Raw genomic sequence first — 25,401 nt, forward strand, 5'->3', positions numbered from 1 at the left:
TTCGTTTACCTGATTACCCGATCACCTCTTCGCAGACCGCCAGCCACGCGCGCGCCGCGTGAGACAGGTAGCGGCCCGGCGGCCAGACGTGGGCCATCGCCCAGTCCATGGTCGGCTCGGTCAGGCGGGCCATGGCGAGGGTGTCGGCGGCGTCCAGCCGCGCCAGCAGCGGTTCGGGCAGAAAGGTGGTGCCGAGGCCGGCGGCGGCCATCGACACCAGGAAGTCCCAATGGCCGCTCTGCGCGACCACGCGCGGCGTCATGCGCGCCGTGGCAAACGCCTGGCGCAGCTTGCAGGTCAGCGAGAACTCGTCGGTCAGCAGCACCAGCGGCGTCTCGCGCAGCGCCTCGAGCCGTACCGTCTTGCCGCCCGCCCAGGGCACGCCGCGCGGGCCCACCACCCAGATCGGATAGCGCGCGAACTCGCGCGTGGCAAGGTCCAGCCCGCTGTCGCCGGGCAGCAGCGTGGCACCTACCTCAAGTTCACCATTCGCCACTTGTTGCTCGACCACCTGCCCGCCATGCTCGGACAAGGTCAGTTCCAGATTGGGATAGCGCTGACGGAACGCGCTGACGGCAGGCGAGAAGAACAGGTTGACCATCGGCGGCAGGCCCACGGTCAGCTGCCCGCGCCCGAGTGACGACAGATCCGCCACCTCCAGCGTCAGCCGATGCACCACGCCCAGCGCCTCCTGCCCCCGGTCGTAGACCACCCGGCCCACATCGGTCAGGCGCACGGACTTGCCTTCGCGGATCAACAGCGGCTGGCCCACTTCGTCCTCCAGCTGGCGCACCATCTTGCTGATGGTGGACTGGGTGACGTACAGCGACGCCGCCGCCTGCGTGAAACTCTTGAGCCGCGCGGTTTCCACGAAGTAGCGCAGCGCGCGGATGTCGATGGGCATGGCATTCCCCGGGATCGATGATGATGAAAATTCCGACTGGATCGGCGAATTTTAAATCATGGATGGAATGATCGCCAGTTCGCTACACTGCCCCGCAACGCTCCCACACACTTCCGCCCCCGGAAGATTCCCATCATGGCTGGCTGGCCGCATGCCCGACAGTGGCTGTTCTCGCTGAAGGCATTCGCGGCCGCGATGCTGGCGCTCTATATCGCCCTGTCCTTCGGCCTACCTCGCCCCTACTGGGCCATGGCCACGGTTTACTTCGTCTCGCATCCGCTCACGGGCGCCACGCGCTCCAAGGCTGCCTATCGCGTGGCCGGCACGGTGCTGGGCGCCACCGCCGCCGTGGTCACGGTGCCGGCGCTGGTCAATATGCCGATTGTGCTGACGGGCGCCATCGCGCTGTGGATCACGGGGCTGGTCTACCTCTCGCTGCTGGAGCGCGGCCCGCGCAGCTATGTGTTCCTGCTGGCCGCCTATACGCTGCCCATCGTGGCGCTGCCGGCCGTGAGCCATCCGGGAGAGATTTTCGATGTGGCGGTGGCGCGTATCGAGGAAATCGTGATCGGTATCGTCTGCGCGGGGCTGGTCGGGGCGATCGTGCTGCCGGCCAAGGTGGCGCCGGCGCTGCGCGAACGCGCCGGGGAGTGGATTCGCGATGCCCGGGCCTGGGCGGCCGATATCCTCGCCGCCGACGCGCACGCCAGCGCCAGCCGCCACCGCCTGGCGGCGGACATGCTCGCGCTGGACCAGATGATCGCGCACCTGTCGTTCGATACCGAGAGCCGGCACACCCTGCACCATGCGCGGGCGCTGCGCGAGACCATGTCGCGGCTGATGCCCACGCTCTCCGCGCTGGACAGCGTGCTGCGCGCCCAGCCGCGCGCGGCTGACACCAACCCCGCCCCCGCCCTGCAAGACGCTGCCGATTTCCTGCGCGGCCGGATGGACGAACTGCTAGCCACCTGCGACGCCCTCCAGCACGGCATTGGCGACCGTCCCACGCAAGCCGCCCCGCCGGCCCCGGCCCGCATCGCCCCGCCGGAAAGCCCCACAGCAGGCCGCTATCACGACCACGGCATGCTGCTGTTCGGCGCGGCCTCCACGGGGCTGGCCGTGTTCTGCGCGGGGCTGATCTGGATATTTTCCGGATGGGAGGATGGGGGCGGACCGGTGGCGGTGGCGGCCATCGCATGCTGCTTCTTCGCCACCCTCGACGAACCGCGCCGCGTGGCGCCGGTGTTCGCGCGCTGGAGCCTGGCCTGCCTGACCGTGGCGTCTTACTACCTGTTTCTGGTCGTACCGCACGCGCAGACCTTCGAGGCGCTGGTCGGCATGCTCGCCCTGCCCTACCTCGGCATCGGCCTGCTGATCTCGCGGCCCGGCTTCCAGTTGATTGCGATGCTGCTGTCGGTGAACACGGCCTCGTTCGCCAACATCCAGAGCATCTACGATGCCAACCTGCTCGGCGCCTTCAATACGAGTCTGGCCAACGCGGCGGCGATGCTGTTTGCACCGCTCTGGGCCACGCTGGCGCGGCCGTTCGGGGCCCATGTGGCCGCGCACCGGCTGATCCGCGCCAGCTGGCAGGATCTGGCGCAGGCCGCCACGTGGCGCGGCGACCCCGCGCCGCTGGGCGCGCGCATGCTGGACCGCTTCGGGCAACTGATGCCGCGCCTCGGCGCCAGCGCGGACCGGCTGGCCTCGGACGGCTTCACGGAGCTACAGGTGGGCTACTGCACGCTGACGCTGCAACGCGCGCTACCGACGCTGCCGGCGCCGGCGCGCAAACCCGTCCGGCGCGTGCTGAGCGGGGTGGCCCGGCACTACCGGGGGCGGCTCAGGACCGGCGCGGCGGTACCGCCGCCGGCCCGGCTTGCCGGCCAGATCGACGCTGCGCTCGCCTGCATCGGCGCACTCACACTAATAGAAACAGAGATGCGGGCGGTGCGCAGCGCGTTGGTGGTGCTGCGGGTTACGCTGCCGGCTCCACAAACTTCGCCAGTGCCTCCAGCAGGTGCTTCGAGCCCGCTTCCCGCGAGCCCGCATCGTCATAGCCATCGAGAAAAGCGCCCTGTTCCGTCATGACGAGCCGCGTGCCGTCGCCGGCCGGCTTCATCTCGAAGGTCGCCAGCGAGACGGAGATCTTGCGCTCGCCCATGTGCATCTCATAGGCGTAGACCAGACGCTCGCCGGGCACCACATCGAAATACATGGCATCGAAGGTCGAGACCAGCCCGTTGGCCCAGCTGCCCTTCAGGTGCTCGCGGCCGCCGGGGCGGGCATCCATGGTCCGCGCCAGTTCCTGATAGCCCTCGCCGCCCCCGAACCATTGCGCCTTGGCCTTGGGGTCGGTGAGCGCCCGGAAGACCTGCGCCGGCGTGGCCTTGAACGTCCGCTCGATGCGGAACATGCCGTGCACCACCGAGCGCGCGGCGGGCGGTGCATCGGCCATGCGGGCTACCTCCACCTCCAGCCGGTCCAGCGTCTGGGCCCAGCCCTGCTCGGCGCCGCGCGTGAAGTTGCCGGCGGAGGGGTCCAGCAGCGTGTAGTGCTGTTCGACATCGAGCTGCGTGCCGCCGCAGACGTTGTCGAACGACACCGTGGTCAGGGCGTTGAACAGCGCGGCGCCGTCGCCGCCCACCACGGTCATGTCGATCACCAGCCGCGCGTTCGGCAGGATTTCGACAAAATGGCCGCGCACCCAGTGCGATTGCCCGTCCGGCGCGCGCATGCAGTAGTCGAACCTGCCGCCCACGCGGGGCTCGACCTCGGCCTCGGGAATCGTGAACCCTTGCGGGCAGAACCAGTGCTTGACGTGCTCGGCAGACGTCCACGCCTGGAACACGAGTTCCTTCGGGGCGTTGAACGCGCGCGAGACCGTCAGCGGGCGCGGCTGCGCCAGTTGCGCCAGTTGCGCCAGTGGGCTTGCCGTATCTTCAGTTGCCGTCGTCATTGGGGGTTGCCTCCTTCTTCATGGTTTCCAGGTAGTCGCCCAGGCGGTCGAAGTGGCCTTCCCACTCGGCCCGCCGGGCGCTGATCCACTGCTCGGCCTGACTCAGCGCGTTCGGCGCCATCCGGCACGTGCGTACCCGCCCAACCTTCTGCGACTGCACCAGCCCGGCCTGTTCCAGCACGGCCAGGTGTTGCATGACGGCCGGCAACGACATCGCCAGCGGCCGGGCAAGATCGGTCACGGACGCGGGGCCGCGTGACAGTTGCACCAGCAGGGTCCGGCGCGTGGTGTCGGCCAGCGCCTGGAACGTCATGTCGAGAGGATCTGATTGGTTAAGCATGTGCTTTAGTATAGCGACGGCAAATAGTTAAGCAAGGACTTTAGCAATATCGAAGAAGCGCCGCATGCGGCGCCCCCGCCACCCTGCGGCGCCAGCGCCCGCCGGGCCCGCGCCCAGTGCGCCGTCCCGCAAAAAGGCGTATTCTGGTGCGCTTGTCATTCCCGCGCCACCGGCGTAGTGTTGCGCATCGCCCGGCCCCTCCGCGCCGGGATGCGTTCCAGATTGTTGACGGATGAACCAGAAATCCCCGAATTTCCCGGATGAGCCGCCCATGCCGCCCACCTGGGATGCCCGCCTTGCCCGCCGCCTTGTGCGGCCCCTCCGGAATACCCGAGTCACCCCGAACCACCTGACCACGCTGCGCCTGCTCATCGGGCTTGCCGGCGTTGCCTGTCTGGCGCAGGGGGGTTACGCGTGGACCAACTACGGCGCCCTGCTGGTCGTCATCTCCAACTTCATCGATCACACCGATGGCGAACTGGCGCGGATCAGCGGCAAAGGCAGCAAGATCGGGCATTTTTACGATCTGGCCAGCGATGCCCTGATTACCGTGTTGTTGTTCGTCAGCATGGGCATGGCGATTGGCGCGACCGCGCCCGCGACCACCGAGGCGATCGGCCCGGTGGGCCGCGGCACCGTGGCCGGGCTGGCGGTGGCACTGATCTTCTTCCTGCGCATGCGTATAGAATCGCGGGTTGGCAAAAGTGGCACCAAGCAGGCTTCCGCCGCCGGGTTCGAGACCGAGGACGTGCTGTACCTGTTGCCGCTGGTCACGCTGACCAGCAGCATCGGACCGTTCCTGGCGCTGGCCTCGGTGGGCGCGCCGCTGTTTGCCCTGCTTGTCATCATCGACTACTGGCGCGTCATGCGGCGCCCCCAGACGGTCGGCACCCCAACGAAACATTGAGGCGGCCAATGACGGAACAGGCTACCCGCGACATCGCGCTAGATTCCCCGCTCGATCCCGGGCTCCATCCCACCATCGACGCTCCCGCGCCGCTTCCGCGCCATGCTGGCCACCCCGATGCCGCCGTGGCACGCGCGACGGCCGGGCTGGACACGCCCGCGCTGCGCGCCGACTTCGACCGCCAGGGCGCGTTCCTCTACCTCGACAAATTCCTGCCGCCCGAGCAGTGCGCCGAACTGGTGGCGCTGGCCCGCGCGCTCCAGCCGGGGCTGAACCGCAACTACCTGCCCGGCCACAAGCAGGGCGGCAGCGTCAGCCGGCACACCATCGACGAGCAGGCGCCGTTCATTGCCGAGCTCTATCGATCGCCCGCGCTGATTCATTGGCTCGAACAGGTCACCGGCGACAAGCTCCAGGTCTGCCCGCCCACCGACCCGCACGCCTACGCGCTCTATTACTACACGCGCCCGGGCGACCATATCGGCTGGCACTACGACACCTCCTATTACGATGGCCGGCGCTACACGCTGCTGATCGGCGTGCTGGACGAGTCCTCCTGCCGGCTCGAATACGAACTCCACACCCGTAACCCCGAAGTGCCCGACGAACCGGGCGCGGTGCAGATTCCGCCGGGCGGCATCGTGCTGTTCGATGGCGACAAGCTGCGCCACCGCATTACCCCCGCCGGCCCGAACGAGATCCGCGTGTCGCTGACCTTCGAATACGTGACCGATCCGGGCATGCGGCCGTGGCTGCGCTTTATCTCCAATATGAAAGACGCGGTGGCCTATTTCGGCTTCCGGCAGGTCTTCAGGCGCCTGCTATCGGGCGGGAAGTCCAGTAAGTGACTCGCGCTGCATTTATTCTGCTGACGATTGGCGCGGCGCTGTTTGTCGCGCTACTCGCCTGGCAAGGCTTTGGCGCGGTCACGACCACGCTGATGTCCGCCGGCTGGGGTCTGGCCGTGGTTGCCGCGTTCCACGTGGTGCCGCTGGCGCTAGACGCCGCCGCCATCGCCGTGCTGGTAGACCGCTCCGCGCACCATGGCTCGTTCTGCACCGCGCTGCGTGCGCGCTGGGCCGGCGAGTCGGTCAACAGCCTGCTGCCGGCCGGCCAGATCGGCGGCCCGGTGCTAATGGTGCGCTACCTCGCCCATCACGGCGCCCGCATGCGCGACGCCGCCGCGGCCATCACCGTCAGCACGACCACGCAGGCGCTCTCGCAGATGCTGTTCGCGCTGCTCGGCATCCTGCTGTTCGGCGCGCAGGGCAACCTCTCCGACCAGCGCGGGCCGATCATCGCCGTGACGGTGGTCCTCGCCCTGTGCGTGCTGGCCTTCTGCATCCTCCAGCGGCGCGGCATGTTTGGCCGCGTGCTGCGCGTGGCCGCGCGCGTGTTCGGCAAGCGCAACTGGGACGGCCTGGCGCTGCGTGCCGATGCCGTGGACGAAGCCATCCGCGCCCTGTACCGCGACCGCCGCAAGGTGGCCGCCAGCTTCCTGCTGAACCTGGCCGGCTGGATTGTCGGCACGGGCGAGGTCTGGCTGATTCTTTACTTCCTGGGTCATCCCGTGAGCTGGCACGAGGCGCTGTTGCTGGAGAGCGTGGGGCAGGCAATTCGCGGCGCGGCGTTCGCCATTCCGGGCTCGCTCGGCGCGCAGGAAGGCGGCTATCTGCTGCTGGCGCCGCTGGTGGGCCTGCCGCCCGATGCCGCGCTGGCGATGTCGCTGGCCAAGCGCGTGCGCGAACTGGTGCTCGGCATCCCCGGGCTGCTCTACCTGCACCACAGCGAGCGCCGATACCAGCGCCGGCGCACCCGGCAGGCGGCGTGGCAGGGCTCCGAATAACGAACATCCGTCGACCCGGGCAATCCTCAGGTAATTCCCAGGCAAATCCTCAAGCAAGGTGAACAGACAATAATGCGAGCAATCATTCTCGCCGCGGGCCTGGGCCTGCGGCTTCAGCAACAGCCGGGCAAGCAGTTTCCGAAGTGCCTGCTGCGCTTTGACGGCATCACCCTGCTCGAGCGCCACCTGCGCATGCTCGACGCAGCCGGCGTCACGGAAGTCGTGCTTGCGCTGGGCTTCGAGCCCGCCCAGGTGCAGGCCGAACTGGCCAACATCGCGCGCCCGGCCGGCCACCCGCCGGTGGAGATCGTGCTGAACCCGCGCTTCGACCTCGGCAGCGTGCTGACCGTGCACACCGTGGCGGACGCCCTCACGCGCGGCGGCGACGTCCTGCTGATGGACGCCGACGTGCTCTACGATGAGCGCATTCTCAACGCGCTGGTGGCCGGCGAGACCGTCAACCGCCTGCTGATCGACCGCGATTTCGAGGCCGGCGACGAGCCCGTCAAGCTCTGCCTGCGCGACGGCGTGCCGGTGGAACTGCGCAAGCAGCTGATGGCCGACCTCCAGTACGACACCATCGGTGAATCCGTAGGATTTTTCCGATTCCAGGAACACACGGCACGCCGGCTGGCCGAAATCGTCAAGGGTTACGTCGATTCGGGCCGCGCCAACATGCCGCACGAGGAAGCCGTCCGCGACCTGCTGCTCGAGTCGCTGGCCCAGCGCAGCCACCAGTTCGACACGGCCGACGTGACCGGCGCGCCGTGGATCGAGATCGATTTCCCCGGCGACGTCGAACGCGCCGCCAATGAAGTCCTGCCCCAACTTCTGCCCATCGTGGGATTCGCACAATGAACGCTATCGACCCGAACCTGCTCGCCACCTCCCGCGCCGCCCGCCTGCGCCAGATGCTGGTGTCCAACCAGCTCGAATTCATCATGGAAGCCCACAACGGGCTGTCCGCGCGCATCGTGCGCGAGGCCGGCTTCAAGGGCATCTGGGCCTCCGGGCTGGCCATCTCGGCCCAGTTCGGCGTGCGTGACAACAACGAGGCCAGCTGGACCCAGGTGGTGGACAACCTCGAGTTCATGGCCGATGCCAGCGACCTGCCGATCCTGCTCGACGGCGACACCGGCTACGGCAACTTCAACAATGTGCGCCGTCTGGTGCGCAAGCTGGAGCAGCGCGGCATTGCCGGCGTCTGCATCGAGGACAAGCAGTTCCCGAAGACCAACAGCTTCATCGACGGCGAGCGCCAGCCGCTGGCGGAAATCGACGAATTCTGCGGCAAGATCAAGGCCGGCAAGGACTCGCAGACGGACGACGACTTCTCGATCGTCGCCCGCGTGGAAGCCCTGATCGCGGGCTGGGGCATGGAAGAGGCCCTGCGCCGGGCGGAGGCCTACCGTCAGGCCGGCGCCGACGCCATCCTGATCCATAGCAAGCTGTCCAAGCCGGACGAAATCCTGACCTTCGCACGCGAATGGGCGGGCCGGGGTCCGCTGGTCATCGTGCCGACGAAGTACTACAGCACGCCGACCGAGGCCTTCCGCAAGGCGGGCATCAGCCTCGTGATCTGGGCTAACCACCTGATCCGCGTGGCCGCCTCGTCGATGCAGGCCGTGGCCCGCGAAATCCACGAGAGCGAGACGCTGGTGAACGTGGAAGACCGCATCGCCTCCGTCAACGAGATCTTCCGCCTGCAGGACGCCGACGAGTACTCGGCCGCCGAGAAGATCTACCTGTCCGGCGCGCAGGTGCCGGGCGCCGCCGTGGTGCTGGCGGCGGGCCGTGGCAAGGGCCTCGAGGCGCTGACCGAAGACAAGCCCAAGATCATGCTGCCGGTGGCCGGCAAGCCGCTGCTGCGCTGGCTGGTCGATGGCTTCAAGAAGCAGGGCATCAACGACATCACCGTGGTGGGCGGCTACCAGGCGCAGGCCATCGACACGGCCGGCATCAAGCTGGCCGTCAACGAGCGCCACGCCCAGACCGGCGAGCTGGCCTCGCTGGCCTGCGCGGCCGATGCCATGCAGACCGACACTGTGATCGCCTACGGCGACCTGCTGTTCCGCAGCTACATCCTGCGCGACCTGCTCGAATCCGATGCCCCGTTCAGCGTGGTGGTGGATTCCTCGCAGACCGCGCCGTCGAACCAGAGCGTGCGCGACTTCGCGTGGTGCTCGGGCGGCGACGACCGCGACCTGTTCGGCCAGACCATCACCCTGAAGAAGGTCTCGGACACCCTGCCCGCCGCCGGCGAAGCCCAGCCCAATGGCCGCTGGATCGGCCTGTTCAGCGTGCGTGGCGAAGGCCGCGCCAAGCTGCAGGCGCTGCTGGCCAAGCTGCGCGAGCGGCCGGACTTCGACCAGCTCGACCTGCCCGACCTGCTCAACGCACTGGTCGAAGCCGGCGAGAAGATCGAGGTCAAGTACGTGCACGGCCACTGGCGCGGTGTGAACGATCTGGACGATTTCCGCCGTGCCGGCGACTTCGCCCATACGCAGACGCCGTACGCCCTGGGGAATGTCGACGGTGAGGCCAACGGCGAGGCCGCCCGATGATCGAGGCGGTCCAGTTCGTGGAGGCCGCGCGCGAGCGTGGCTTCCAGTGGTACGCGGGTGTGCCCTGCTCCTACCTGACGCCGTTCATCAACTACGTGGTGCAGGACAACTCGCTGCATTACGTCTCGGCGGCCAATGAGGGTGATGCGGTGGCCTTTATCGCCGGCGTGACGCAAGGCGCACAAAACGGCGTGCGCGGCGTGACGATGATGCAGAACTCGGGCCTCGGCAACGCCGTGAGCCCGCTCACCTCGCTGACGTGGACGTTCCGCCTGCCCCAGTTGCTGATCGTGACGTGGCGCGGCCAGCCCGGCGTGCATGACGAGCCCCAGCACGCGCTGATGGGCCCGGTCACGCCGGCCATGCTGGAAACCATGGAGATTCCATGGGAGCTGTTCCCGACCGAGCCAGCCGATGTCGGCCCCGCGCTGGACCGCGCCGTGGCCCATATGGACGCCACCGGCCGGCCCTACGCGCTGGTCATGCAGAAAGGCAGCGTGGCGCCCTATCCGCTGACGGCCCAGACGCCGCCGCAGGCACGGCCCAAGGCCACGCCGCAGGTGTCGCGCCGCAACGTGCCGGCCGCCGAACTGCCGAGCCGACGCGACGCACTGGCGCGCGTGATCGCTCATACGCCGGTCGACGGCACCGTGGTGCTGGCCTCCACCGGCTTCTGCGGCCGTGAACTCTATGCGCTCGATGACCGGCCGAACCAGCTCTACATGGTCGGCTCGATGGGCTGCCTCACGCCGTTCGCGCTCGGCCTCGCGCTGGCGCGGCCGGACCTGCGCGTGGTGGCCATCGATGGCGACGGCGCCGCGCTGATGCGCATGGGCGTGTTCGCCACGCTGGGCGCCTACGGCCCGGCCAACCTCACGCATGTGCTGCTGGACAACAACGCGCACGACTCCACGGGCGGCCAGTCGACGGTGTCGCACAACGTGTCGTTCGCCTCGGTGGCGGCCGCGTGCGGCTACGCGTCGGCGGCCGAGGGCGATCACCTGGACCTGCTCGACAGTGTCCTGCAAGGCGCCGCCACGGCCAAGGCCGGCCCGACCTTCGTCTGCCTGCAAACCCGCGCCGGCACGCCGGATGGCCTGCCGCGCCCGACCGTGACGCCGGTGGAAGTCAAGACCCGCCTCGGCCGCCAGATCGGCGCCGATCAAGGCACAAGCCAAGGCACCGACCATGCTGCTGCTTAACCCGGGCCCCGTTACGCTCTCCGAGCGTGTGCGCCAGAGCCTGCTGCAAACCGACCTGTGCCACCGCGAAAGCGAGTTCTTCGACCTCCAGGACGAAGCCCGCGCGCGGCTGCTGAAGATCTACGCGCTCGACCCCGCCGCATGGTCCGCCGTGCTGATGACGGGCTCGGGCACCGCCGCGCTGGAGTCCATGATCGCCGGCCTCGTCCCCGAGCAGGGCAAGCTGCTGATCGTGCAGAACGGCGTCTATGGCGAGCGCATCGCGCAGATCGCCACGCAGTACCGCATCGCGCACACGCTGGTGAAGCACGACTGGATGGACGCGCCCGACCTCGACCGCATCGCCGCCGCCCTCAAGGCTGACAAGGCGATCACGCACGTGGCGGTGATCCATCACGAGACCACCACCGGGCGGCTCAACGACATCGCCGCCGTGGACCGGCTCTGCCAGGAACACGGCGTGCGCCTGCTGGTGGATGCGGTGAGCAGCTTCGGCGCGGAGGCCATCGATTTCGGCGGCAGCATCGACGCCGTGTCCGCCACGGCCAACAAGTGCCTGCACGGCGTGCCCGGCGCGGCCTTCGTCATCGCCCGGCGCGGCGCGCTGGCGCAGGCGGCCAGCCGCACCTACTACCTGGACATCGGCGGGCTGGCCAAGCTCCAGGACCAGCGCAACACGCCGTTCACGCCGTCCGTACACGCGTACTACGCGCTGGTGGAAGCGCTGCGCGAGCACGAGGAAGAAGGCGGCTGGCAGGCGCGTCATCAACGCTACGCCGCACTGGCCGAACAGGCCCGCGCGGGGCTGGCGGCACTCGGCATCGAGCCGCTGTGGCCCGCCTCGCAGTCGTCCGTGGTGCTGCGCGCGTACAAGCTGCCGCAAGGCGTGACGTACGAGCAACTTCACGACGGCCTGAAGACACGCGGCTTCGTGATCTATGCCGGCCAGGGCGGCCTGTCCGCGCAACTGTTCCGCATCTCCACCATGGGCGCGCTCACTCCGGCCGACATCGACCGGCTGGTGGACGGCTTCAAGGCGCTGACGCAGCGTTAGTCGGCAGGTCGCCTGGCCGTTTAGCGGCCTAGAGGGAATCCGGCAGCGGGGTAAAGCAGACGGCCCAGTCGTCGGCTTCCTGCTCGCCGATCCCCTCGTCTATCAATCCCTGTTTCCAGCGGCCTTGCCTCAGAAGTCATTGTCGAGTGCCCGCCGAATGCGCACGCGGCGCTCGCCGGGCTGATATTCGAGTGCGGCGCCTTCCTGGTCGAGCGCGGTGTCGGCCACGACGTCCAGTTCGCGGTCCAGGCCCATGACCCAGAGGGCGCGGGCGAAGGCGCCGATGGCGGTGTCGGCGCTGCCGCGCTCGATGGCCTCGATGGTCGAGCGGGACAGGCCGGCGCGCTCCGCCAGATCGACCTGGCGCAGTTTGCGATGCAACCGGGCGTCCCGGATACGGGCGCCGAGCGCGGCGAGGCGCAATCCGACTTCAGGGGGTAGCGGCGAGGCAACGGAGCGTGTCATAACAGGCATTATTTGCGTTACTGCTTGTTATGGCAGGCACAGACACGCATGCGCCCCGATCGTCACAATTCCGACTCCATCGGCAGCAGCCGCATGAAGCCCTGCCCGATGCGGTTCCAGCCGCTCATGTCCGGCTCGCTGGTGTAGGTACGCAGCACGCCGTCCTCGCGCGTGATCCAGGCCAGTTGCAGATGGCCGGTCTGGGGGTCGGGGAGCAGCACCACTTGGTAGGCGGCGTCCAGCAGGGCATCGTCGAGCCGCTTGCCGAGCATGTCGCACAGCGGCGCGCTGTCTACCACGATGCCCATCTCGGTATTGAGCCGCGCCGAGCGCGGGTCCAGGTTGAGCGAGCCGATGAACAGCAACCGGCGGTCGACCATATAGGTCTTGGCATGCAGGCTGGCCCGGCTGCTGCCGCCCATGCCGCGCCCCTTGTTCTCCTTCGCCATCTCCGCGTAGGCGCTGGGCTTGAGTTCGTAGAGCAGCACGCCCGCCTGGACCAACGCCTCGCGGCGCGGCGCGTAGCCGGCGTGTACCGCCGAGACATCGGTGGCGCCGAACGAGTTGGTGAGGATGTGGACCTGCACGCCGCGCTGCTGCAGGCCAACCAGCCAGTCCATGCCGGCCTTCCCGGGCACGAAGTACGGGGAGACCAGCGTGAGGTCGTGCTGCGCGCCGCCCAGCACCTTGAGAAGCGCCGGAATCGCGTGGGTCGAGTTGTCCTCGGGCGGCAGCGTGACCTTGGCGGCGCGGTCGGCAATCACCGTGGCGCGGCCCCAGTAGGCTGGCAGCGCCTCCTGCTGGATGGCGCGGATCACGCCGGACTCCAGCACGGTCTTGCCATACGGCGTGGCACGCAGCTTCACCTTGCGGTCATCGAGGTACTGGCGCACGCGCTGCTGGAAGGCCACGGTTTCGGCGTCCGACTGGCGCTTCGCCAACGTGGCGAGCGGATAGGTGGCCTCGGCATTCCAGTAATCGTCGAACACGGCCGAGACCTGCGGCACCACCGGGCCGGCCGCCAGCAGGTCCAGGTCGCTGAAATCGACATCGGACTTGGCCGCGAAGTAGGCATCGCCGATATTGCGGCCGCCCACCACGGTGAGCTGGTTGTCCGCCGTCATCGACTTGTTATGCATGCGCCGGTCCACGCGCCGGAAATCGGTGGCGAACTCGAACATCCGCATGCCCCGGTTGGCAAACGGGTTGAACAGGCGCACCTCGACGTTGGGATGGGCGTCCAGCGCCGCCAGCGCCTGGTCCTGGCCGTCCGTGTGGAGGTCGTCCAGCAGCAGCCGCACGCGCACGCCACGGTCAGCGGCGGCCATGACCTCGGCCAGCAGGGTCAGGCCGGTGTCGTCGGCATCGAAGATGTAGTACTGGAGGTCCAGGCTGCGCTGGGCGGTGCGGGCCAGCGCCAGCCGCATGGCGAAGGCATCGGCGCCGGCGGTGAGCGGATAGAACACCGATTCCCCGGGATGCTGCGCCAGGCGCGGCGCCAGCACGCGCCCGAGTGCGGTATCGGCGGTATCGGCGGTATCGGCGGTATCGGCCGAGGCCAGCGCCAGGGTCGGCGGCTGGGCCGGATGCGGCGGCAGGCGGGCGCAGCCCGCTCCCAGCATCGACACCACAATCGCTCCTGCCGCCATCAGCCAGTTTGCAACGCGCATCGGACCGCTCCTGGATTGTTCCACCCGCAACAATTGAATAGGTCGAAATCGACGTTTGCGATCTTACCGCGCGCTGCTAAGCTTGCGTTACTTGCAGTTTGCAAGCTTTATAACCGTGACGGATATGTTTATGCCCACCCTGTTCGATCCCCTGCAAATTGGTGACCTGGCGCTGCCGAACCGCATCGTCATGGCGCCGCTGACCCGGCTGCGCGCCGCCGAGCCCGTGCATGTCCCCAACGCAGTCATGGCCGAGTACTACGCCCAGCGCGCCTCCGCCGGCCTGCTGATTTCCGAGGGCGTGCCCATCTCCGAAGACGGCGTGGGCTACCAGAACGTGCCGGGCCTGTGGTCCGACGCGCAGGTGGCAGGCTGGAAGCAGGTGACCGATGCCGTACACGCCGCCGGCGGCCGCATCGTGGCGCAACTGTGGCACGTGGGCCGGATTTCCGACCCGAGCCTGCTCAATGGCCGCCTGCCGGTAGCGCCGAGCCCGATCGCGGCTGGCGGCAACGTGAGCCTGCTGCGCCCGCAGCGTCCCTTCGTGGTGCCGCGCGAACTCACGCGTGACGAGATCCGCGCCGTGGTGGCCGACTTCGGCCGGGCCGCCGCCAACGCCAAGGCGGCCGGTTTCGATGGCGTGACCATCCACGCCGCCAACGGCTACCTGCTCGACCAGTTCCTGCAGGACGGCAGCAATGTGCGGACGGACGAATATGGTGGATCGATCGAGAATCGCGCGCGCATCCTGCTGGAAGTGGCGGACGCCGTGACGGCCGTGTGGGACGCCAAGCGCGTGGGCGTGCATCTGGCGCCGCGTTCGCCCAGCCATTCGATGGCAGACAGCCAGCCGGCGGAGACCTTCGGCCATGTGGCGCGGGCGCTGGGCCAGCGCGGGCTGGGCTTCCTGTTCGTGCGCGAGACGCCGGGCGAAGGTGCGCTGCTGCCGCAGCTGAAGCGCGCCTTCGGCGGGGCGATCATCGCTAACGATGGCTTCGACCAGGCGGCCGCCACGGCCGTACTGGCGACGGGCGATGCCGACGCCGTGGCGTTTGGCCGCGCGTACATCGCCAATCCGGATCTGGTGGAGCGCCTGCGGCTGGGTGCCGACCTCAACGCGATCGACCCGGCCACGATGTACGGCACGGGCGGCATCGAGACGCGCGGGTATACGGACTACCCCACGCTGGAAACCGCGTCGGCGTCGTAAGCCTTGCTCCCCGCTCCCGCTTGCAGGAGTGGGGAGAAAAACCTTTCAGACCTTCTGGATCGGAATCACCGTCCGGCCGCCGCACTCGCGCAGCAGGTCGCGCAGGTCGCGGATGACCGGGAACACCTCGTGGTTCCAGTCCGCGCCCTGCTTGTCGTGGGCGGCCTGTTCCATCTCCACGATCTCGCGGTCTTCCTTGAAAATCCGTTCGGTGAACCAGACCAGCAGCGGCCACGCCAGGTCCAGCGCGAACGGCAGCCCCGGCCGGCGGATCGACAGCGTGCCGAAGGTCCGGTTGGTGCGCTGCGCCGCGTCCAGCGGCACATAGGCAATCCACAGGTCCATCACCAGCGTGCCGCTGCCCGAGCGAATCTGCAGCGTCTGATACGGATAGACAGTGCGTACCGTCATCACATCCTTGCTGTTCTCCCCGCCGTCCTTGCTGAACACCAGCGCCTCGCCCACGGGCTGCTTGCCGCCCTCGCGGGTGAAGGTGTAGTCGACCTCGACAAAGCCCTCGCCACGCCGCCGCCCGACCGAGCGGGCGCGCATCATGCCCATCTGCCGCCGATGCAGGAACTGATGGTTCATATCCATCAGGTTCTCATGCATGAACGAGTAGTGGCACTTCACCTCGCGGCCCAGGCGGCGGGTCTTGTACTGCCTGTCCGCCACGGAGGCGAAGGCGGGCAGCGGGCGGCTGTCCGCCAGCGCGGGGTCGCCGGGGAAGACGAAGATCAGGCCGGCCACCTCCTTGCACGGGTAGGCGCGCACGCCGTTGGGCAGGCGCTCCTTGCCGAGGTAGGGTACGTCGATGCAGCGGCCGGAGCAGTCGTAGGTCCAGCCGTGGTAGCAGCAGCGGATCGATTCGCCATCCACCACGCCCGCGTGCAGCGGCACCTGCCGATGGGCGCAGCGGTCTTCGAGCGCGAACACGTTGCCGCTCTCGGTACGCACCAGCACGATCGGATCGCCCGCAAAGCGCACGCCGTGCGCCTTGCCGCGCTTCACCTCCTTCGACCAGGCCAGCGGATACCAGTAGTCGGGATGGATCGGCACGCGCCGCAGGTCCCGCACGCCAACGTCACCCGCCAGCGGCTGCGGCGCCGCAACGCTGGACGGCGGTTCGGCCACCGGTACGGCAGGTTCGATGGTACGGCGGTCAAGCGCAGACTCTGCAAACATGCGTGGCATCTCCGTGGGGCAGGACTGGCAGGGAAGCGAACGAGTCTACCCCATTGCGTCCCCTCGGTATGTCGGCATTTCTCCGACGTTACCCCGCTCCGGCACGCCCCGCGCCACGTGTTGCGGAGCGGCGACAGCCCCGGCCTGCACGATGGGTGGGATTCCCCTGCCCACGGGTAGCCACAGGGCGAGAAACGGCCAAAATCTATGTATCCTTGGAGGATCTGAAGCCAGCCAACACGATGCCGCGCCCCGCATCCCCACCCTCCCCGCCCCCTGCCTCGCCCAACGACGTGGACAGCGAACGCCTGCGCACGCTGGTGGAGTCCGTCACGGACTACGCCATCTTCACACTGGACCCCGAGGGCCGCGTCAGCAGCTGGAACGCCGGCGCGCAACGGATCAAGGGCTATAAGCGCGACGAGATCATCGGCCAGCATTTCTCGCGCTTCTATACCGACGAGGCGCGCGCCCGCAACTGGCCGGGCATGGAGCTGGAGACCGCCGCGCGCATCGGCCGCTTCGAGGATGAAGGCTGGCGCGTGCGCAAGGACGGCAGCCGCTTCTGGGCCAACGTGGTCATCACGGCGCTGCGCAACCCCCAGGGCCACCTGCTCGGCTTCGGCAAGGTCACGCGCGACATGAGCGATCAGCGCCTCGCCGCCGAGGCCCTGCGCCAGAGCGAGGAAACCTTCCGCATGCTGGTGGAGAACGTCAAGGACTACGCCATCTTCATGCTCGACCCCCATGGCCGGGTGATGAGCTGGAATGCCGGCGCGTCCTACATCAAGGGCTACCGGCGCGACGAGATTGTTGGCAGGCACTTCTCGGTCTTCTATCCCGCCGAGGACCTGGCGACTGACAAGCCCGGCCGCGAACTGGCCATCGCCCGCGCCAAGGGCCGCGTGGAGGACGAAGGCTGGCGCGTGCGCAAGGATGGCTCGCTGTTCTGGGCCAACGTGACCATTACGGCGGTCTATGACGAGCGCCAGAACCTGCGCGGCTTTGCCAAGGTCACGCGCGACATGAGCGAGCGCAAGCGGCTGGCGGAACTGGAGCAGTCCGAGCGCCGCATGAACGAGTTCCTGGCCACGCTCTCGCACGAGTTGCGCAACCCGCTCGCCCCCATCCGCAACGCGCTGACCGTGATGCGGCTGCGCCCGCAGGAGCCCGCCGTCACGAAAAAGAGCCTGAGCCTGATCGACCGGCAGATGACCCACCTCACCCGGCTGGTGGACGATCTGCTCGACGTGGGCCGCATCGCCGCCGGCAAGATCGAACTGCGCCGCGAGCCGATACAGGCGCGCGAGATCATCGCGCTCGGCATCGAGGCCGCCGAGCCGGCGCTGGCCGCCAAGTCCCAGCCGGTAGGCGTGACCGCCGCGACCGAGGACATCCCGCTCTTCGTGGACCGCACGCGGCTGGTGCAGGTGATCCAGAACCTGCTGCTCAATGCCTCCAAGTTCTCGCCGCCGGGCGCGTCGATCTCGATTACGTCGATGGTGCGCCACCGCACGCTGGTGATCCAGATCATCGACCATGGCCGGGGCATCGCGCGGGAGTCGCTCGACAACATCTTCGACCTCTTCGTGCAGGAAGACCGGCCCGGCAGCACCGCGCAGGGCGGGCTGGGCATCGGGCTGTCGCTGTGCCGCTCGCTGGTGGAGATGCACGGCGGTTCGGTCTCGGCCACGAGCGAGGGGCCCGGGCTGGGCGCCACCTTCACGGTGCAGCTGCCGCTGGCGGCGGCGTTCAATCCGGCCGGCGAGAACGCCGATGCCGCCGGCGGCACGCCCCGGCCGCTGCGGGTGCTGCTGGTGGACGACAACCGCGACGCCGCCGACAGCATGGCGATCCTGCTGGAGATGTCCGGCCACGCCGTGACGATTGCCTACGATGGCATGGAAGCCGTGCACGCGGCGGCACGCGTGCGGCCGGACGTGGCGCTGGTGGACCTGGCCATGCCGGGCATGGACGGCTTCGCAGTGGTCCATGCGCTGCGCCAGATGCCCACGCTGGCCAACACGCGCTATATCGCGATGACCGGCTTCGGGCAGGCGTCTGACCGCCAGCAGACCCAGAAGGCCGGCTTCCACCGGCATCTGGTCAAGCCGGTGGAGCTGGAGGCGCTGCTCCAGGCCATCGACGCCAGCTAGCCCTGCCGGCGTCATCCCCGTCGTTGCCAGGGCATTCGCCAACCGTGGTGACGCATAGGTCTCTGCAAGACAGGCGCCCCCAGCGCCCGCGCCGGTGCGCAGGCTGGGCAAGTCTTACAAGGGGATGGATGGGGAGCGATGCAGTTTTGCGCGCGCTCGGTCGCCGGCGCCCGCTGCGCTGCTGGCACAAAACCTGCCACTCCACCCCACCATCCATCCCAGGCATCGACATGAAGGAAAGTCCGGAAATCCGGGACATGGCGCATTTCCTCTCGCGCCACGGTCTCAGGCTGGCCACGGCGGAGTCGTGCACTGCCGGGCTGATCGCGTCGCGCATTGCCGAGGTGCCCGGCTGCGGCGACGTGTTGCGCTGCGCCGTGGTGGCCTATGCGCCGGACATCAAGACTTCCGTGCTGGGCGTGCCGGCCGAGGTCATCCGCCGCCACGGGCTGACCAGCGAGGCGGTCTCGCTGGCCATGGCGCACGGCGTGCTGCGCCTTGCCGATGCCAATCTGGCGATTGCCAACACGGGGGTGGCCGATGGCAACGCGCCCGACGACACCCCGGCCGGCACGCAGTGCTTCGCCTGGGTGCTCCGGCTGCCGGGCCGCACCGCCCCGCTGGCCGTGTTCACGGAGACGCGGCGCTTCGACGGGGACCGCAACGCCGTGCGCTGCGCCGCCGCCGACTACGCGCTGCTGCGCATCCAGCACTACTACGAGCAGGCGCGGCGCGGCGCCAGCCGCGAATGAACTACCCAGGCACTGGCCAGACCCGCCCATCGCCCACCCCATAGATGCGGTTCCCTGGCGCGCGCCGCACCGTGGCATGGCCCGTGAAGGCGCCGAAGGCCGGCAGGATGGCGCCCGCCTCCCCCAGCACGAAGCACGGCAGCCGCAGCGCATCGGCGCCGCTGCCGCGCAGCACCACGGCCGGATGGAGGTGGCCGGCCAGCACATAGCCGTCCGGGGAAGCGCCCGGCATATGGCATAGCGCGAACGGGCCGGCCCGCAGCGGTTCCGTGACCACGGTCATGCCGAGTTCCGGCGGCGGGTCGCCGGCATGGGTGTCGTGGTTGCCGCGCACCAGCGTGCAGCGTACCCGGGCCGGCAGCGCCCGGCGCCAGTCATGCAGCGCTGCGATGACCGCCGCCGTGCGCGCGGCGCGGGCGTGCAGGAAATCGCCCAGAAACACCAGCTCCCGCGCCGGATAGCGCATGGCCAGCGCGTGCAGCCGCGTCAGGTTCTCCGCCGTGGTACCGGGCGGCACCGGCTGCCCCAGCGCCCGGAACGCGGCGGCCTTGCCGATATGGACGTCCGCCACCAGCAGCATCGCCGCGCCGGGCCACCAGATGGCATGCTCGGGCAGCAGCCACAGCGTCTCCCCGGCCACTTCCACGGCCTGGGCGCCGAAGGCATGCAACGTGGCGGCGTCCGGCTGGCTCATAGCAGCGGGAGCGGTTTCGATGGCTTGCGCGGGCGCCCCGAGCGACGTGCGCGACCGCTGGCCCCGCTTCTTCCACCACTGCGACCGCCTGACTTGACGTGATCGGCCATGCCGAAGCGCGCCACCTCGGCCACTTGCGTGGCATCGGCACCGGTATCCGCCATATCCCCCACCGGCCCAGCCGCCGCCTCCAGTTCGGCCAGCATGCGGGCGATGCGGTCGGCCAGCTTCTCCGTGCTCAGCTTCTCGCGCAGGAACTCCACCACCAGCGGAAAGGCCAGCGGCGACGGACGTTTCAGGGCGTGCAGGTCCAGCCGCAGCGCGGCCAGCCGGGCCAGCGTGTCGGCCAGCCGGTGGGCGTCCAGCTCCTGCATCAGCACCTCGCGCTCGGCCTGCCCAAGCAGCAGGTTGGCCGGGTCGTGCTTGCGGAAGACCTCGTAGAACAGGCTCGATGACGCCTGCAACTGCCGCGCGCTCTTGTGGGCGCCGGGGTAGCCCTGGAAGATCAGCCCGGCCACGCGGGCGATCTCGCGGAAGCGCCGCAGCGACAACTCCCCCGCGTTCAGGCTGCCGAGCACGTCGGCGGCCAGGTCGCGCTGGCGTTTCTCGGCCAGTACCCGCGGCAGCCAGTGCGCCCAGTCGAGCGGCGCCGAGGCCAGCAGTTCGAGCCCGTAGTCATTCACGGCCACCGAGAAGGTCGCCGGCACCTGCTGCCCGAGACGCCACGCCAGCAGGCTGCCCAGCCCCAGATGCACCGAGCGGCCCGCGAACGGATAGAGGAACAGATGCCAGCCTTCGCGCGAATGGAGGGTCTCGGCCAGCAGCGTGCCGCGCGTGGGCAGCGCCGACCAGCGCGCCTGCAGGTCTACCAGCGGCTGGATCAGCGCCAATTCGGGCGTGCTGGCCGGGTCGAGGTGGCCAAGCTGGGCGGCTTCGAGCGTATCGACCACGGCCTCGGCCAGTTCGGTGGAAAGCGGCATCTTGCCGCCGTTCCAGCGCGGCACCGAGGGCCGCTTGCCGGCGGCGCGGCGCACGTAGGCGGTCATCTCCTGCACGCGCACCAGTTCCAGCAGCCGGCCGCCGAACAGGAAGCAGTCACCGGGCGCCAGCCGCGCGATAAAGCCCTCTTCCACCGTGCCCAGCGAGGCCCCGCCACTGCCGGCCCGGGTCCAGAATCGCACCTGCATCGTGGCGTCGCTGACGATGGTGCCCACGCTCATGCGGTGCCGGCGCGCCAGCCGCGCATCGGGCACGCGCCAGATGCCGGCGTCGTCGGGCATCGCGCGGTGATAGTCGGGATAGGCGGACAGCGTGCGCCCGCCCTGCCGCACAAAGTCGAGGCTCCATTGCCATTCCTCGTCGCTCAGGGCCCGGTAGGCCCAGGTGGTGCGCACCTCGGCCAGCAGGTCATCGGCCCGGAAGCCGCCGCCGAGCGCCACCGTCACCAGATGCTGGACCAGCACATCGAGCGGCTTGTCCGGGGACTCGCGCGCCTCGATGCGGCCGGCGCGCACCGCGTTGCGCGCCGCCACGGCTTCCACCAGTTCCAGGCTGTGCGTGGGCACCACGGTCACGCGCGATGCCCGCCCCGGCGCATGGCCAGACCGCCCGGCGCGCTGCAACAGCCGCGCCACGCCCTTGGGCGAGCCGATCTGGAGCACGCGCTCCACGGGCAGGAAGTCCACGCCCAGATCCAGGCTCGACGTGCACACCACGGCGCGCAGTGCGCCGTTCTTCAGATGCACCTCCACCCAGTCGCGCACGGCGCGGTCCAGCGAGCCGTGGTGCAGCGCGATCTGGCCGGCCCACTCGGGCCGCGCATCGAGCAGGGCCTGATACCAGAGTTCGGCCTGCGAGCGCGTGTTGAGGAAGACCAGCGCGGTGCTGGTGGATTCCAGCTCACGCACCACGTGCGGCAGCATCGACAGCCCGAGGTGCCCCGCCCACGGAAAGCGCCCGGCGGCGTCCGGCAGCAGCGTGTCGATGACCAGCGTCTTCGGCGTATGGCCGTGCACCCGCACGCGGCGATCGTCGGGCAGGCCGGCCAGCAGCACATCGCTGGCATGGTCGAGGTTGCCGAGTGTGGCCGACAGCCCCCAGACCATCAGCCCTGGCTGCCATTGCCGCAGCCGTGCCAGCGCCAGCTGCACCTGCACGCCGCGCTTGGCGCCGATCAGTTCGTGCCATTCATCGACCACCACCACCCGCACGCGGCCCAGCGCCTCGCGGGCGTCGGCGCGGGTCAGCAGCAGGGAGAGGCTCTCCGGCGTGGTCACCAGCGCCGTGGGCAGGCGGCGCGCCTGCGCGGCGCGTTCGCTGCTGCCGGTGTCGCCGGTGCGCAGGCCCACGGTCCAGTCCAGGCCGAGTTCGGCCAGCGGGGCCTGCAAGGCGCGGGCGGTGTCCGCGGCCAGCGCGCGCATCGGCGTGAGCCACAGCACGGTGAGCGGTGGCGGCGTGGCGCCGGCGCGGGCCGGGGGCTCGGCGAAGGCCAGCAGCGCACCCAGCCACGCGGCGTAGGTCTTGCCGGTGCCGGTGGTGGCGTGGAGCAGCCCGCTCTGGCCGTGCCCGATGGCCTCCCAGACTTCGCACTGAAAATCGAACGGCTGCCAGTGGCGGGCCGCGAACAGCGCCGGCAGCGTCTCGGCCACGGGGGGCGGGCGGACGAAGACATCGTTCATGCGGCATCCTCGGCCGGCACCGCGCGCGCGGCGCCCGGCAGCATCGCCTCCAGCGTGGCCAGCGTGTCGGCTTCCTCGATCGGCTTGTCCGTGCGCCAGCGCAGCATGCGTGGAAACCGTACCGCGATGCCGCTCTTGTGACGCCCGCTACGGGAGATGCCCTCGAAGCCGAGTTCGAAGACCTGCGTCGGCGTGACGCTGCGCACCGGGCCAAACGACTCCACGGTGGTCTTGCGCACGATGGCGTCCACGGCGCGCATCTCGGCATCGGTCAGCCCCGAGTACGCCTTGGCGAACGGCACCAGCGCGCGATCCGGCGTGCCCGGCGGGCCGTTCCAGACCGCGAAGGTGAAATCGGTATAGAGGCTGGCGCGCCGGCCGTGGCCGCGCTGGGCGTAGATCAGCACGGCATCCACGGTGTAGGGGTCGATCTTCCATTTCCACCAGACGCCCACGTCCTTGGTCCGCCCCGCGCCGTAGGCGGCGTTCACAGCCTTGAGCATGAAACCCTCCACGCCCAGTTCGCGCGAGGTCTCGCGCAGCGTGGCGTAGCGCGCCCAGCTTTCAGCATCGACCAGCGGGCTCAACTCCAGCGCCGGGTGGACGTGATCGGCAATCACCTGCTCCAGCCGCGCGCGGCGCTCGGCCTGCGGGCGGGCGCGCCAGTCCTCGCCCTGCCATTCGAGCAGGTCGTAGGCCATCAGGATGGCCGGTGCCTCGCGCAGCAGCTTGGCACCGAGCGTCTTGCGGCCGATGCGCTGCTGGAGCAAGGCGAACGGCTGCACGCGGCGGTCCTGCCAGATCACGATCTCGCCGTCGAGCACGGTGCCGTCCGGCAGCGTGGCGGCGGCTTCGGCCAGCTCGGGAAAGCGCTCGGTGATCAGTTCCTCGCCGCGCGACCACAGCCATGTGGCGCCGGCCCGGCGCACCAGCTGGGCGCGGATGCCATCCCACTTCCATTCCACCTGCCAGCGCGCCGGGGCGCCGAGCACGGTGTCGAAGTCCTCCACCGGGGCCTGCAGCGGATGGGCGAGGAAGAAGGGATAGGGCTGGCCGCCGCGCTGGATGCTGGCGAGGGCGCCCTCGCCCGCCGCCGTGCCGGCATCGTCCGGCGCGATCAGCGCTAGGTAGTGGGCGGCATCGGGGCGGCGCGAGATGTCCGTGTAGCCGACCATGCGCTCGGCCACGCGCTTGGCGTCGAGCCCGGCCACCTCGCCCAGCGCCCGCGTGACCAGCAGCCGCGACACGCCCACGCGGAACGCGCCCGTGATCAGCTTGAACAGCACCAGCCGCCCGCGCGCGTCGAGGGGCCGCGAGAGCGCGTCCAGCCGCTCGCGCAGCACCTCGGGCGGCAGGCCGCGCAGCGGCAGCAGGCGCTGCTCCACCCATTCGGCCAGCCCGGCCGTGTCCACGTGCGGCGCGGCCGGGAGCAACAGCGCGATGGTCTCGGCCAGATCGCCCACGGCCTGATAGCTTTCCTCGAACAGCCATTCGGGCAGCGCGGCGGCCTGCCGGGCCAGCTCGCGCAGCATCGCCACCGGCACCAGCTGGCGCGGCTTGCCGCCGGACAGGAAGTAGACCGCCCAGGCGGCGTCCTCGGGCGGCGCGGCGCGCAGGTAGTCGACCAGCGCTGCCAGCTTGGCGTTGCTGGAGGTGGTGCCGTCCAGCGCCGCATAAAGGTCGGCGAAGGCTTTCATGCGCCTTGCTCCTCGCTTGACTCCGGGGTGGTTTCCGCCTGCGCCTGCCCCTGCCCCTGCGCCGGCTCGTCATCATCCCCGGCATCGTCCCCATACTCGGTCTGGAACGCCTGCGCCTGCCAGCCCTGCTCGCACAGGAAGCGCACCATCACCGGCACGTTGCCATGCGTGACGATGATGCGCGGCGCGCCCGTGGCGGTGATCGCCGACAGCAGGCCGGGCCAGTCCGCATGGTCGGACAGCGCGAAGCCGCGATCGACGCCACGCCGGCGCCGCGTGCCGCGCAGCTGCATCCAGCCGCTGGCGAACGCATCGGCGGATTCGCCAAAGCGGCGCAGCCACGTGGAGCGCTGCGCGGACGGCGGCGCCACCACCAGCGCGCGGCGCAGCGCCGGGCTGCGCGCCGGAAGGTCCGCCGTGGTCAGGGTGGGCGGCAGCGCCACGCCGGCCTCGGCATAGGCGCTATTCAACGCGGTCATTGCCCCATGCACGACGATGGGCCCCGGCAGGGCCGCGTCCGCGCCCGCATGGCGCATCAACCCGTGCAGGATGCGCTGTGCCTTGCCGAAGGCGTAGCAGTACAGCACGCTCGCCCGCCCCGCCGCCGCATTGGCCTGCCACCAGCCGAAGATCTCGGCCATCAGCGCGGCCTGCGTCGGCCAGCGGTAGATCGGCAGTCCGAAGGTGCTTTCGGTGATGAAGGTGTCGCAGCGCACGGGCTCGAACGGGTCGCAGGTGCCGTCCGCCTCAACCTTGTAGTCGCCGGATGCCACCCAGACCTGCCCGCCATGCTCCAGCCGCACCTGGGCGGAGCCCAGCACGTGCCCGGCCGGATGCAGGCTCAGCCGCACCCCGTGATGCGTGATGGCTGCGCCGTAGGGCAGCGTCTCCAGCGCGATGCCCGGCAGCCGTGCCAGCAGCACGCCGCGCCCCGGGGCGGCGCAGAGGTAGCTGCCGTGGCCAAAGCGCGCGTGGTCTGAATGGGCGTGGGTGATGACGGCGCGGGCCACGGGGCGCCATGGATCGATATAGAAGTCGCCGGGCGGGCAGTACAGCCCTTCCGGCCGCGCGACGATCAGGTCGGCCATCGGCATCCTTCTCTATATATAAATACGGCA

21 protein-coding genes are annotated in these 25,401 nt (G+C 69.4%); 11 read left to right on the top strand and 10 right to left on the bottom strand.

Annotation, left to right across the window (positions count from 1 at the left end):
- Positions 1 to 13: 13 nt before the first annotated feature.
- Positions 14 to 904, bottom strand: coding sequence for a LysR family transcriptional regulator (locus SB751_RS00355; protein ID WP_144195398.1), 891 nt, complete (start codon positions 902 to 904; stop codon positions 14 to 16).
- 135 nt (positions 905 to 1,039) lie between these two features.
- Between SB751_RS00355 and SB751_RS00360 the strand changes: the two genes are divergently transcribed.
- Entirely contained in the window at positions 1,040 to 2,995 is a 1,956-nt protein-coding gene (locus tag SB751_RS00360) for an FUSC family protein (RefSeq protein ID WP_410747704.1), read from the top strand.
- Here SB751_RS00360 and SB751_RS00365 read toward each other — a convergent pair.
- Positions 2,883 to 3,863, bottom strand: coding sequence for an SRPBCC family protein (locus SB751_RS00365; protein WP_144195402.1), 981 nt, complete (start codon positions 3,861 to 3,863; stop codon positions 2,883 to 2,885). The two genes, SB751_RS00360 and SB751_RS00365, sit on opposite strands and share 113 nt — an antisense overlap.
- Positions 3,847 to 4,203, bottom strand: coding sequence for an ArsR/SmtB family transcription factor (locus SB751_RS00370; RefSeq protein ID WP_144195403.1), 357 nt, complete (start codon positions 4,201 to 4,203; stop codon positions 3,847 to 3,849). Before SB751_RS00370 ends, SB751_RS00365 begins: the two co-directional genes overlap by 17 nt.
- A gap of 232 nt (positions 4,204 to 4,435) precedes the next feature.
- Between SB751_RS00370 and SB751_RS00375 the strand changes: the two genes are divergently transcribed.
- From SB751_RS00375 to SB751_RS00405, 7 genes are all read left to right on the top strand, one after another.
- Positions 4,436 to 5,110, top strand: coding sequence for a CDP-alcohol phosphatidyltransferase family protein (locus SB751_RS00375; protein WP_144195405.1), 675 nt, complete (start codon positions 4,436 to 4,438; stop codon positions 5,108 to 5,110).
- Between the two features lie 8 nt (positions 5,111 to 5,118).
- Positions 5,119 to 5,958, top strand: a complete 840-nt coding sequence (locus SB751_RS00380) for a 2OG-Fe(II) oxygenase (protein ID WP_144195407.1) — start codon at positions 5,119 to 5,121, stop codon at positions 5,956 to 5,958.
- Positions 5,955 to 6,956, top strand: a complete 1,002-nt coding sequence (locus SB751_RS00385; protein ID WP_144195409.1) for a flippase-like domain-containing protein — start codon at positions 5,955 to 5,957, stop codon at positions 6,954 to 6,956. The genes SB751_RS00380 and SB751_RS00385 overlap by 4 nt, the downstream gene beginning before the upstream one ends.
- Before the next feature lie 72 nt (positions 6,957 to 7,028).
- On the top strand, positions 7,029 to 7,814 hold the full coding sequence (locus SB751_RS00390) for an NTP transferase domain-containing protein (protein ID WP_144195411.1): 786 nt from the start codon (positions 7,029 to 7,031) through the stop codon (positions 7,812 to 7,814).
- Positions 7,811 to 9,520 (top strand): phosphoenolpyruvate mutase, encoded by a 1,710-nt coding sequence (aepX, locus tag SB751_RS00395; protein ID WP_144195413.1) that lies wholly within the window; start codon positions 7,811 to 7,813, stop codon positions 9,518 to 9,520. The genes SB751_RS00390 and aepX overlap by 4 nt, the downstream gene beginning before the upstream one ends.
- Positions 9,517 to 10,722, top strand: coding sequence for a phosphonopyruvate decarboxylase (gene aepY / locus SB751_RS00400; RefSeq protein WP_144195415.1), 1,206 nt, complete (start codon positions 9,517 to 9,519; stop codon positions 10,720 to 10,722). Before aepX ends, aepY begins: the two co-directional genes overlap by 4 nt.
- Positions 10,709 to 11,776, top strand: a complete 1,068-nt coding sequence (locus SB751_RS00405) for a 2-aminoethylphosphonate aminotransferase (RefSeq protein ID WP_410747705.1) — start codon at positions 10,709 to 10,711, stop codon at positions 11,774 to 11,776. Before aepY ends, SB751_RS00405 begins: the two co-directional genes overlap by 14 nt.
- A 129-nt stretch (positions 11,777 to 11,905) precedes the next feature.
- Here SB751_RS00405 and SB751_RS00410 read toward each other — a convergent pair whose 3' ends face one another.
- Positions 11,906 to 12,241, bottom strand: a complete 336-nt coding sequence (locus SB751_RS00410; RefSeq protein ID WP_186296738.1) for a helix-turn-helix transcriptional regulator — start codon at positions 12,239 to 12,241, stop codon at positions 11,906 to 11,908.
- 62 nt (positions 12,242 to 12,303) lie between these two features.
- Positions 12,304 to 13,911, bottom strand: a complete 1,608-nt coding sequence (locus tag SB751_RS00415; protein ID WP_410747706.1) for a phospholipase D family protein — start codon at positions 13,909 to 13,911, stop codon at positions 12,304 to 12,306.
- A gap of 130 nt (positions 13,912 to 14,041) precedes the next feature.
- On the opposite strand from SB751_RS00415, the gene SB751_RS00420 reads away from it, so the two are divergent.
- Complete coding sequence (locus SB751_RS00420) at positions 14,042 to 15,121, top strand: alkene reductase (protein ID WP_144195421.1); 1,080 nt, start codon at positions 14,042 to 14,044, stop codon at positions 15,119 to 15,121.
- 45 nt (positions 15,122 to 15,166) lie between these two features.
- Here the strand turns inward: SB751_RS00420 and SB751_RS00425 are convergent, their stop codons facing one another.
- Positions 15,167 to 16,306: an aromatic ring-hydroxylating oxygenase subunit alpha gene (locus tag SB751_RS00425; RefSeq protein WP_144195423.1), complete on the bottom strand. Its 1,140-nt coding sequence runs from the start codon at positions 16,304 to 16,306 to the stop codon at positions 15,167 to 15,169.
- Between the two features lie 242 nt (positions 16,307 to 16,548).
- Between SB751_RS00425 and SB751_RS00430 the strand changes: the two genes are divergently transcribed.
- Complete coding sequence (locus SB751_RS00430; RefSeq protein WP_211943301.1) at positions 16,549 to 18,462, top strand: PAS domain-containing sensor histidine kinase; 1,914 nt, start codon at positions 16,549 to 16,551, stop codon at positions 18,460 to 18,462.
- Positions 18,463 to 18,692: 230 nt separating this feature from the next.
- A complete protein-coding gene (locus SB751_RS00435; RefSeq protein ID WP_144195427.1) occupies positions 18,693 to 19,214 on the top strand; it encodes a CinA family protein in 522 nt (173 codons plus the stop codon).
- 1 nt (position 19,215) lies between these two features.
- Here the strand turns inward: SB751_RS00435 and pdeM are convergent, their stop codons facing one another.
- Genes pdeM through SB751_RS00455 form a run of 4 tightly spaced genes read right to left on the bottom strand, consistent with a single transcriptional unit; the run spans position 19,216 to position 25,377 of the window.
- Positions 19,216 to 19,908, bottom strand: a complete 693-nt coding sequence (pdeM, locus tag SB751_RS00440; RefSeq protein WP_211943300.1) for a ligase-associated DNA damage response endonuclease PdeM — start codon at positions 19,906 to 19,908, stop codon at positions 19,216 to 19,218.
- Positions 19,905 to 22,586, bottom strand: a complete 2,682-nt coding sequence (locus SB751_RS00445; protein ID WP_410747707.1) for a ligase-associated DNA damage response DEXH box helicase — start codon at positions 22,584 to 22,586, stop codon at positions 19,905 to 19,907. Before SB751_RS00445 ends, pdeM begins: the two co-directional genes overlap by 4 nt.
- The gene (locus SB751_RS00450; protein ID WP_410747708.1) at positions 22,583 to 24,283 is read right to left on the bottom strand and encodes an ATP-dependent DNA ligase; all 1,701 of its coding nucleotides are present in this window, start codon (positions 24,281 to 24,283) and stop codon (positions 22,583 to 22,585) included. The genes SB751_RS00445 and SB751_RS00450 overlap by 4 nt, the downstream gene beginning before the upstream one ends.
- The gene (locus SB751_RS00455; RefSeq protein WP_410747709.1) at positions 24,280 to 25,377 is read right to left on the bottom strand and encodes a ligase-associated DNA damage response exonuclease; all 1,098 of its coding nucleotides are present in this window, start codon (positions 25,375 to 25,377) and stop codon (positions 24,280 to 24,282) included. Before SB751_RS00455 ends, SB751_RS00450 begins: the two co-directional genes overlap by 4 nt.
- Between the last annotated feature and the right edge of the window lie 24 nt (positions 25,378 to 25,401).

Source organism: Cupriavidus sp. SIMBA_020, from assembly GCF_046535395.1.
GTDB classification, from domain to species: domain Bacteria; phylum Pseudomonadota; class Gammaproteobacteria; order Burkholderiales; family Burkholderiaceae; genus Cupriavidus; species Cupriavidus campinensis.

Excerpts from the sequence above, each read along its gene's own strand:
- SB751_RS00355 (WP_144195398.1), bottom strand. The coding sequence starts at position 904 with ATGCCCATCGACATCCGCGCGCTGCGCTACTTCGTGGAAACCGCGCGG.
- SB751_RS00360 (WP_410747704.1), top strand. The coding sequence starts at position 1,040 with ATGGCTGGCTGGCCGCATGCCCGACAGTGGCTGTTCTCGCTGAAGGCA.
- SB751_RS00365 (WP_144195402.1), bottom strand. The coding sequence starts at position 3,863 with ATGACGACGGCAACTGAAGATACGGCAAGCCCACTGGCGCAACTGGCG.
- SB751_RS00370 (WP_144195403.1), bottom strand. The coding sequence starts at position 4,203 with ATGCTTAACCAATCAGATCCTCTCGACATGACGTTCCAGGCGCTGGCC.
- SB751_RS00375 (WP_144195405.1), top strand. The coding sequence starts at position 4,436 with ATGAACCAGAAATCCCCGAATTTCCCGGATGAGCCGCCCATGCCGCCC.
- SB751_RS00380 (WP_144195407.1), top strand. The coding sequence starts at position 5,119 with ATGACGGAACAGGCTACCCGCGACATCGCGCTAGATTCCCCGCTCGAT.
- SB751_RS00390 (WP_144195411.1), top strand. The coding sequence starts at position 7,029 with ATGCGAGCAATCATTCTCGCCGCGGGCCTGGGCCTGCGGCTTCAGCAA.
- aepX (WP_144195413.1), top strand. The coding sequence starts at position 7,811 with ATGAACGCTATCGACCCGAACCTGCTCGCCACCTCCCGCGCCGCCCGC.
- aepY (WP_144195415.1), top strand. The coding sequence starts at position 9,517 with ATGATCGAGGCGGTCCAGTTCGTGGAGGCCGCGCGCGAGCGTGGCTTC.
- SB751_RS00405 (WP_410747705.1), top strand. The coding sequence starts at position 10,709 with ATGCTGCTGCTTAACCCGGGCCCCGTTACGCTCTCCGAGCGTGTGCGC.
- SB751_RS00410 (WP_186296738.1), bottom strand. The coding sequence starts at position 12,241 with ATGACACGCTCCGTTGCCTCGCCGCTACCCCCTGAAGTCGGATTGCGC.
- SB751_RS00415 (WP_410747706.1), bottom strand. The coding sequence starts at position 13,911 with ATGCGCGTTGCAAACTGGCTGATGGCGGCAGGAGCGATTGTGGTGTCG.
- SB751_RS00420 (WP_144195421.1), top strand. The coding sequence starts at position 14,042 with ATGCCCACCCTGTTCGATCCCCTGCAAATTGGTGACCTGGCGCTGCCG.
- SB751_RS00425 (WP_144195423.1), bottom strand. The coding sequence starts at position 16,306 with ATGTTTGCAGAGTCTGCGCTTGACCGCCGTACCATCGAACCTGCCGTA.
- SB751_RS00430 (WP_211943301.1), top strand. The coding sequence starts at position 16,549 with ATGCCGCGCCCCGCATCCCCACCCTCCCCGCCCCCTGCCTCGCCCAAC.
- SB751_RS00435 (WP_144195427.1), top strand. The coding sequence starts at position 18,693 with ATGAAGGAAAGTCCGGAAATCCGGGACATGGCGCATTTCCTCTCGCGC.
- pdeM (WP_211943300.1), bottom strand. The coding sequence starts at position 19,908 with ATGAGCCAGCCGGACGCCGCCACGTTGCATGCCTTCGGCGCCCAGGCC.
- SB751_RS00445 (WP_410747707.1), bottom strand. The coding sequence starts at position 22,586 with ATGAACGATGTCTTCGTCCGCCCGCCCCCCGTGGCCGAGACGCTGCCG.
- SB751_RS00450 (WP_410747708.1), bottom strand. The coding sequence starts at position 24,283 with ATGAAAGCCTTCGCCGACCTTTATGCGGCGCTGGACGGCACCACCTCC.
- SB751_RS00455 (WP_410747709.1), bottom strand. The coding sequence starts at position 25,377 with ATGCCGATGGCCGACCTGATCGTCGCGCGGCCGGAAGGGCTGTACTGC.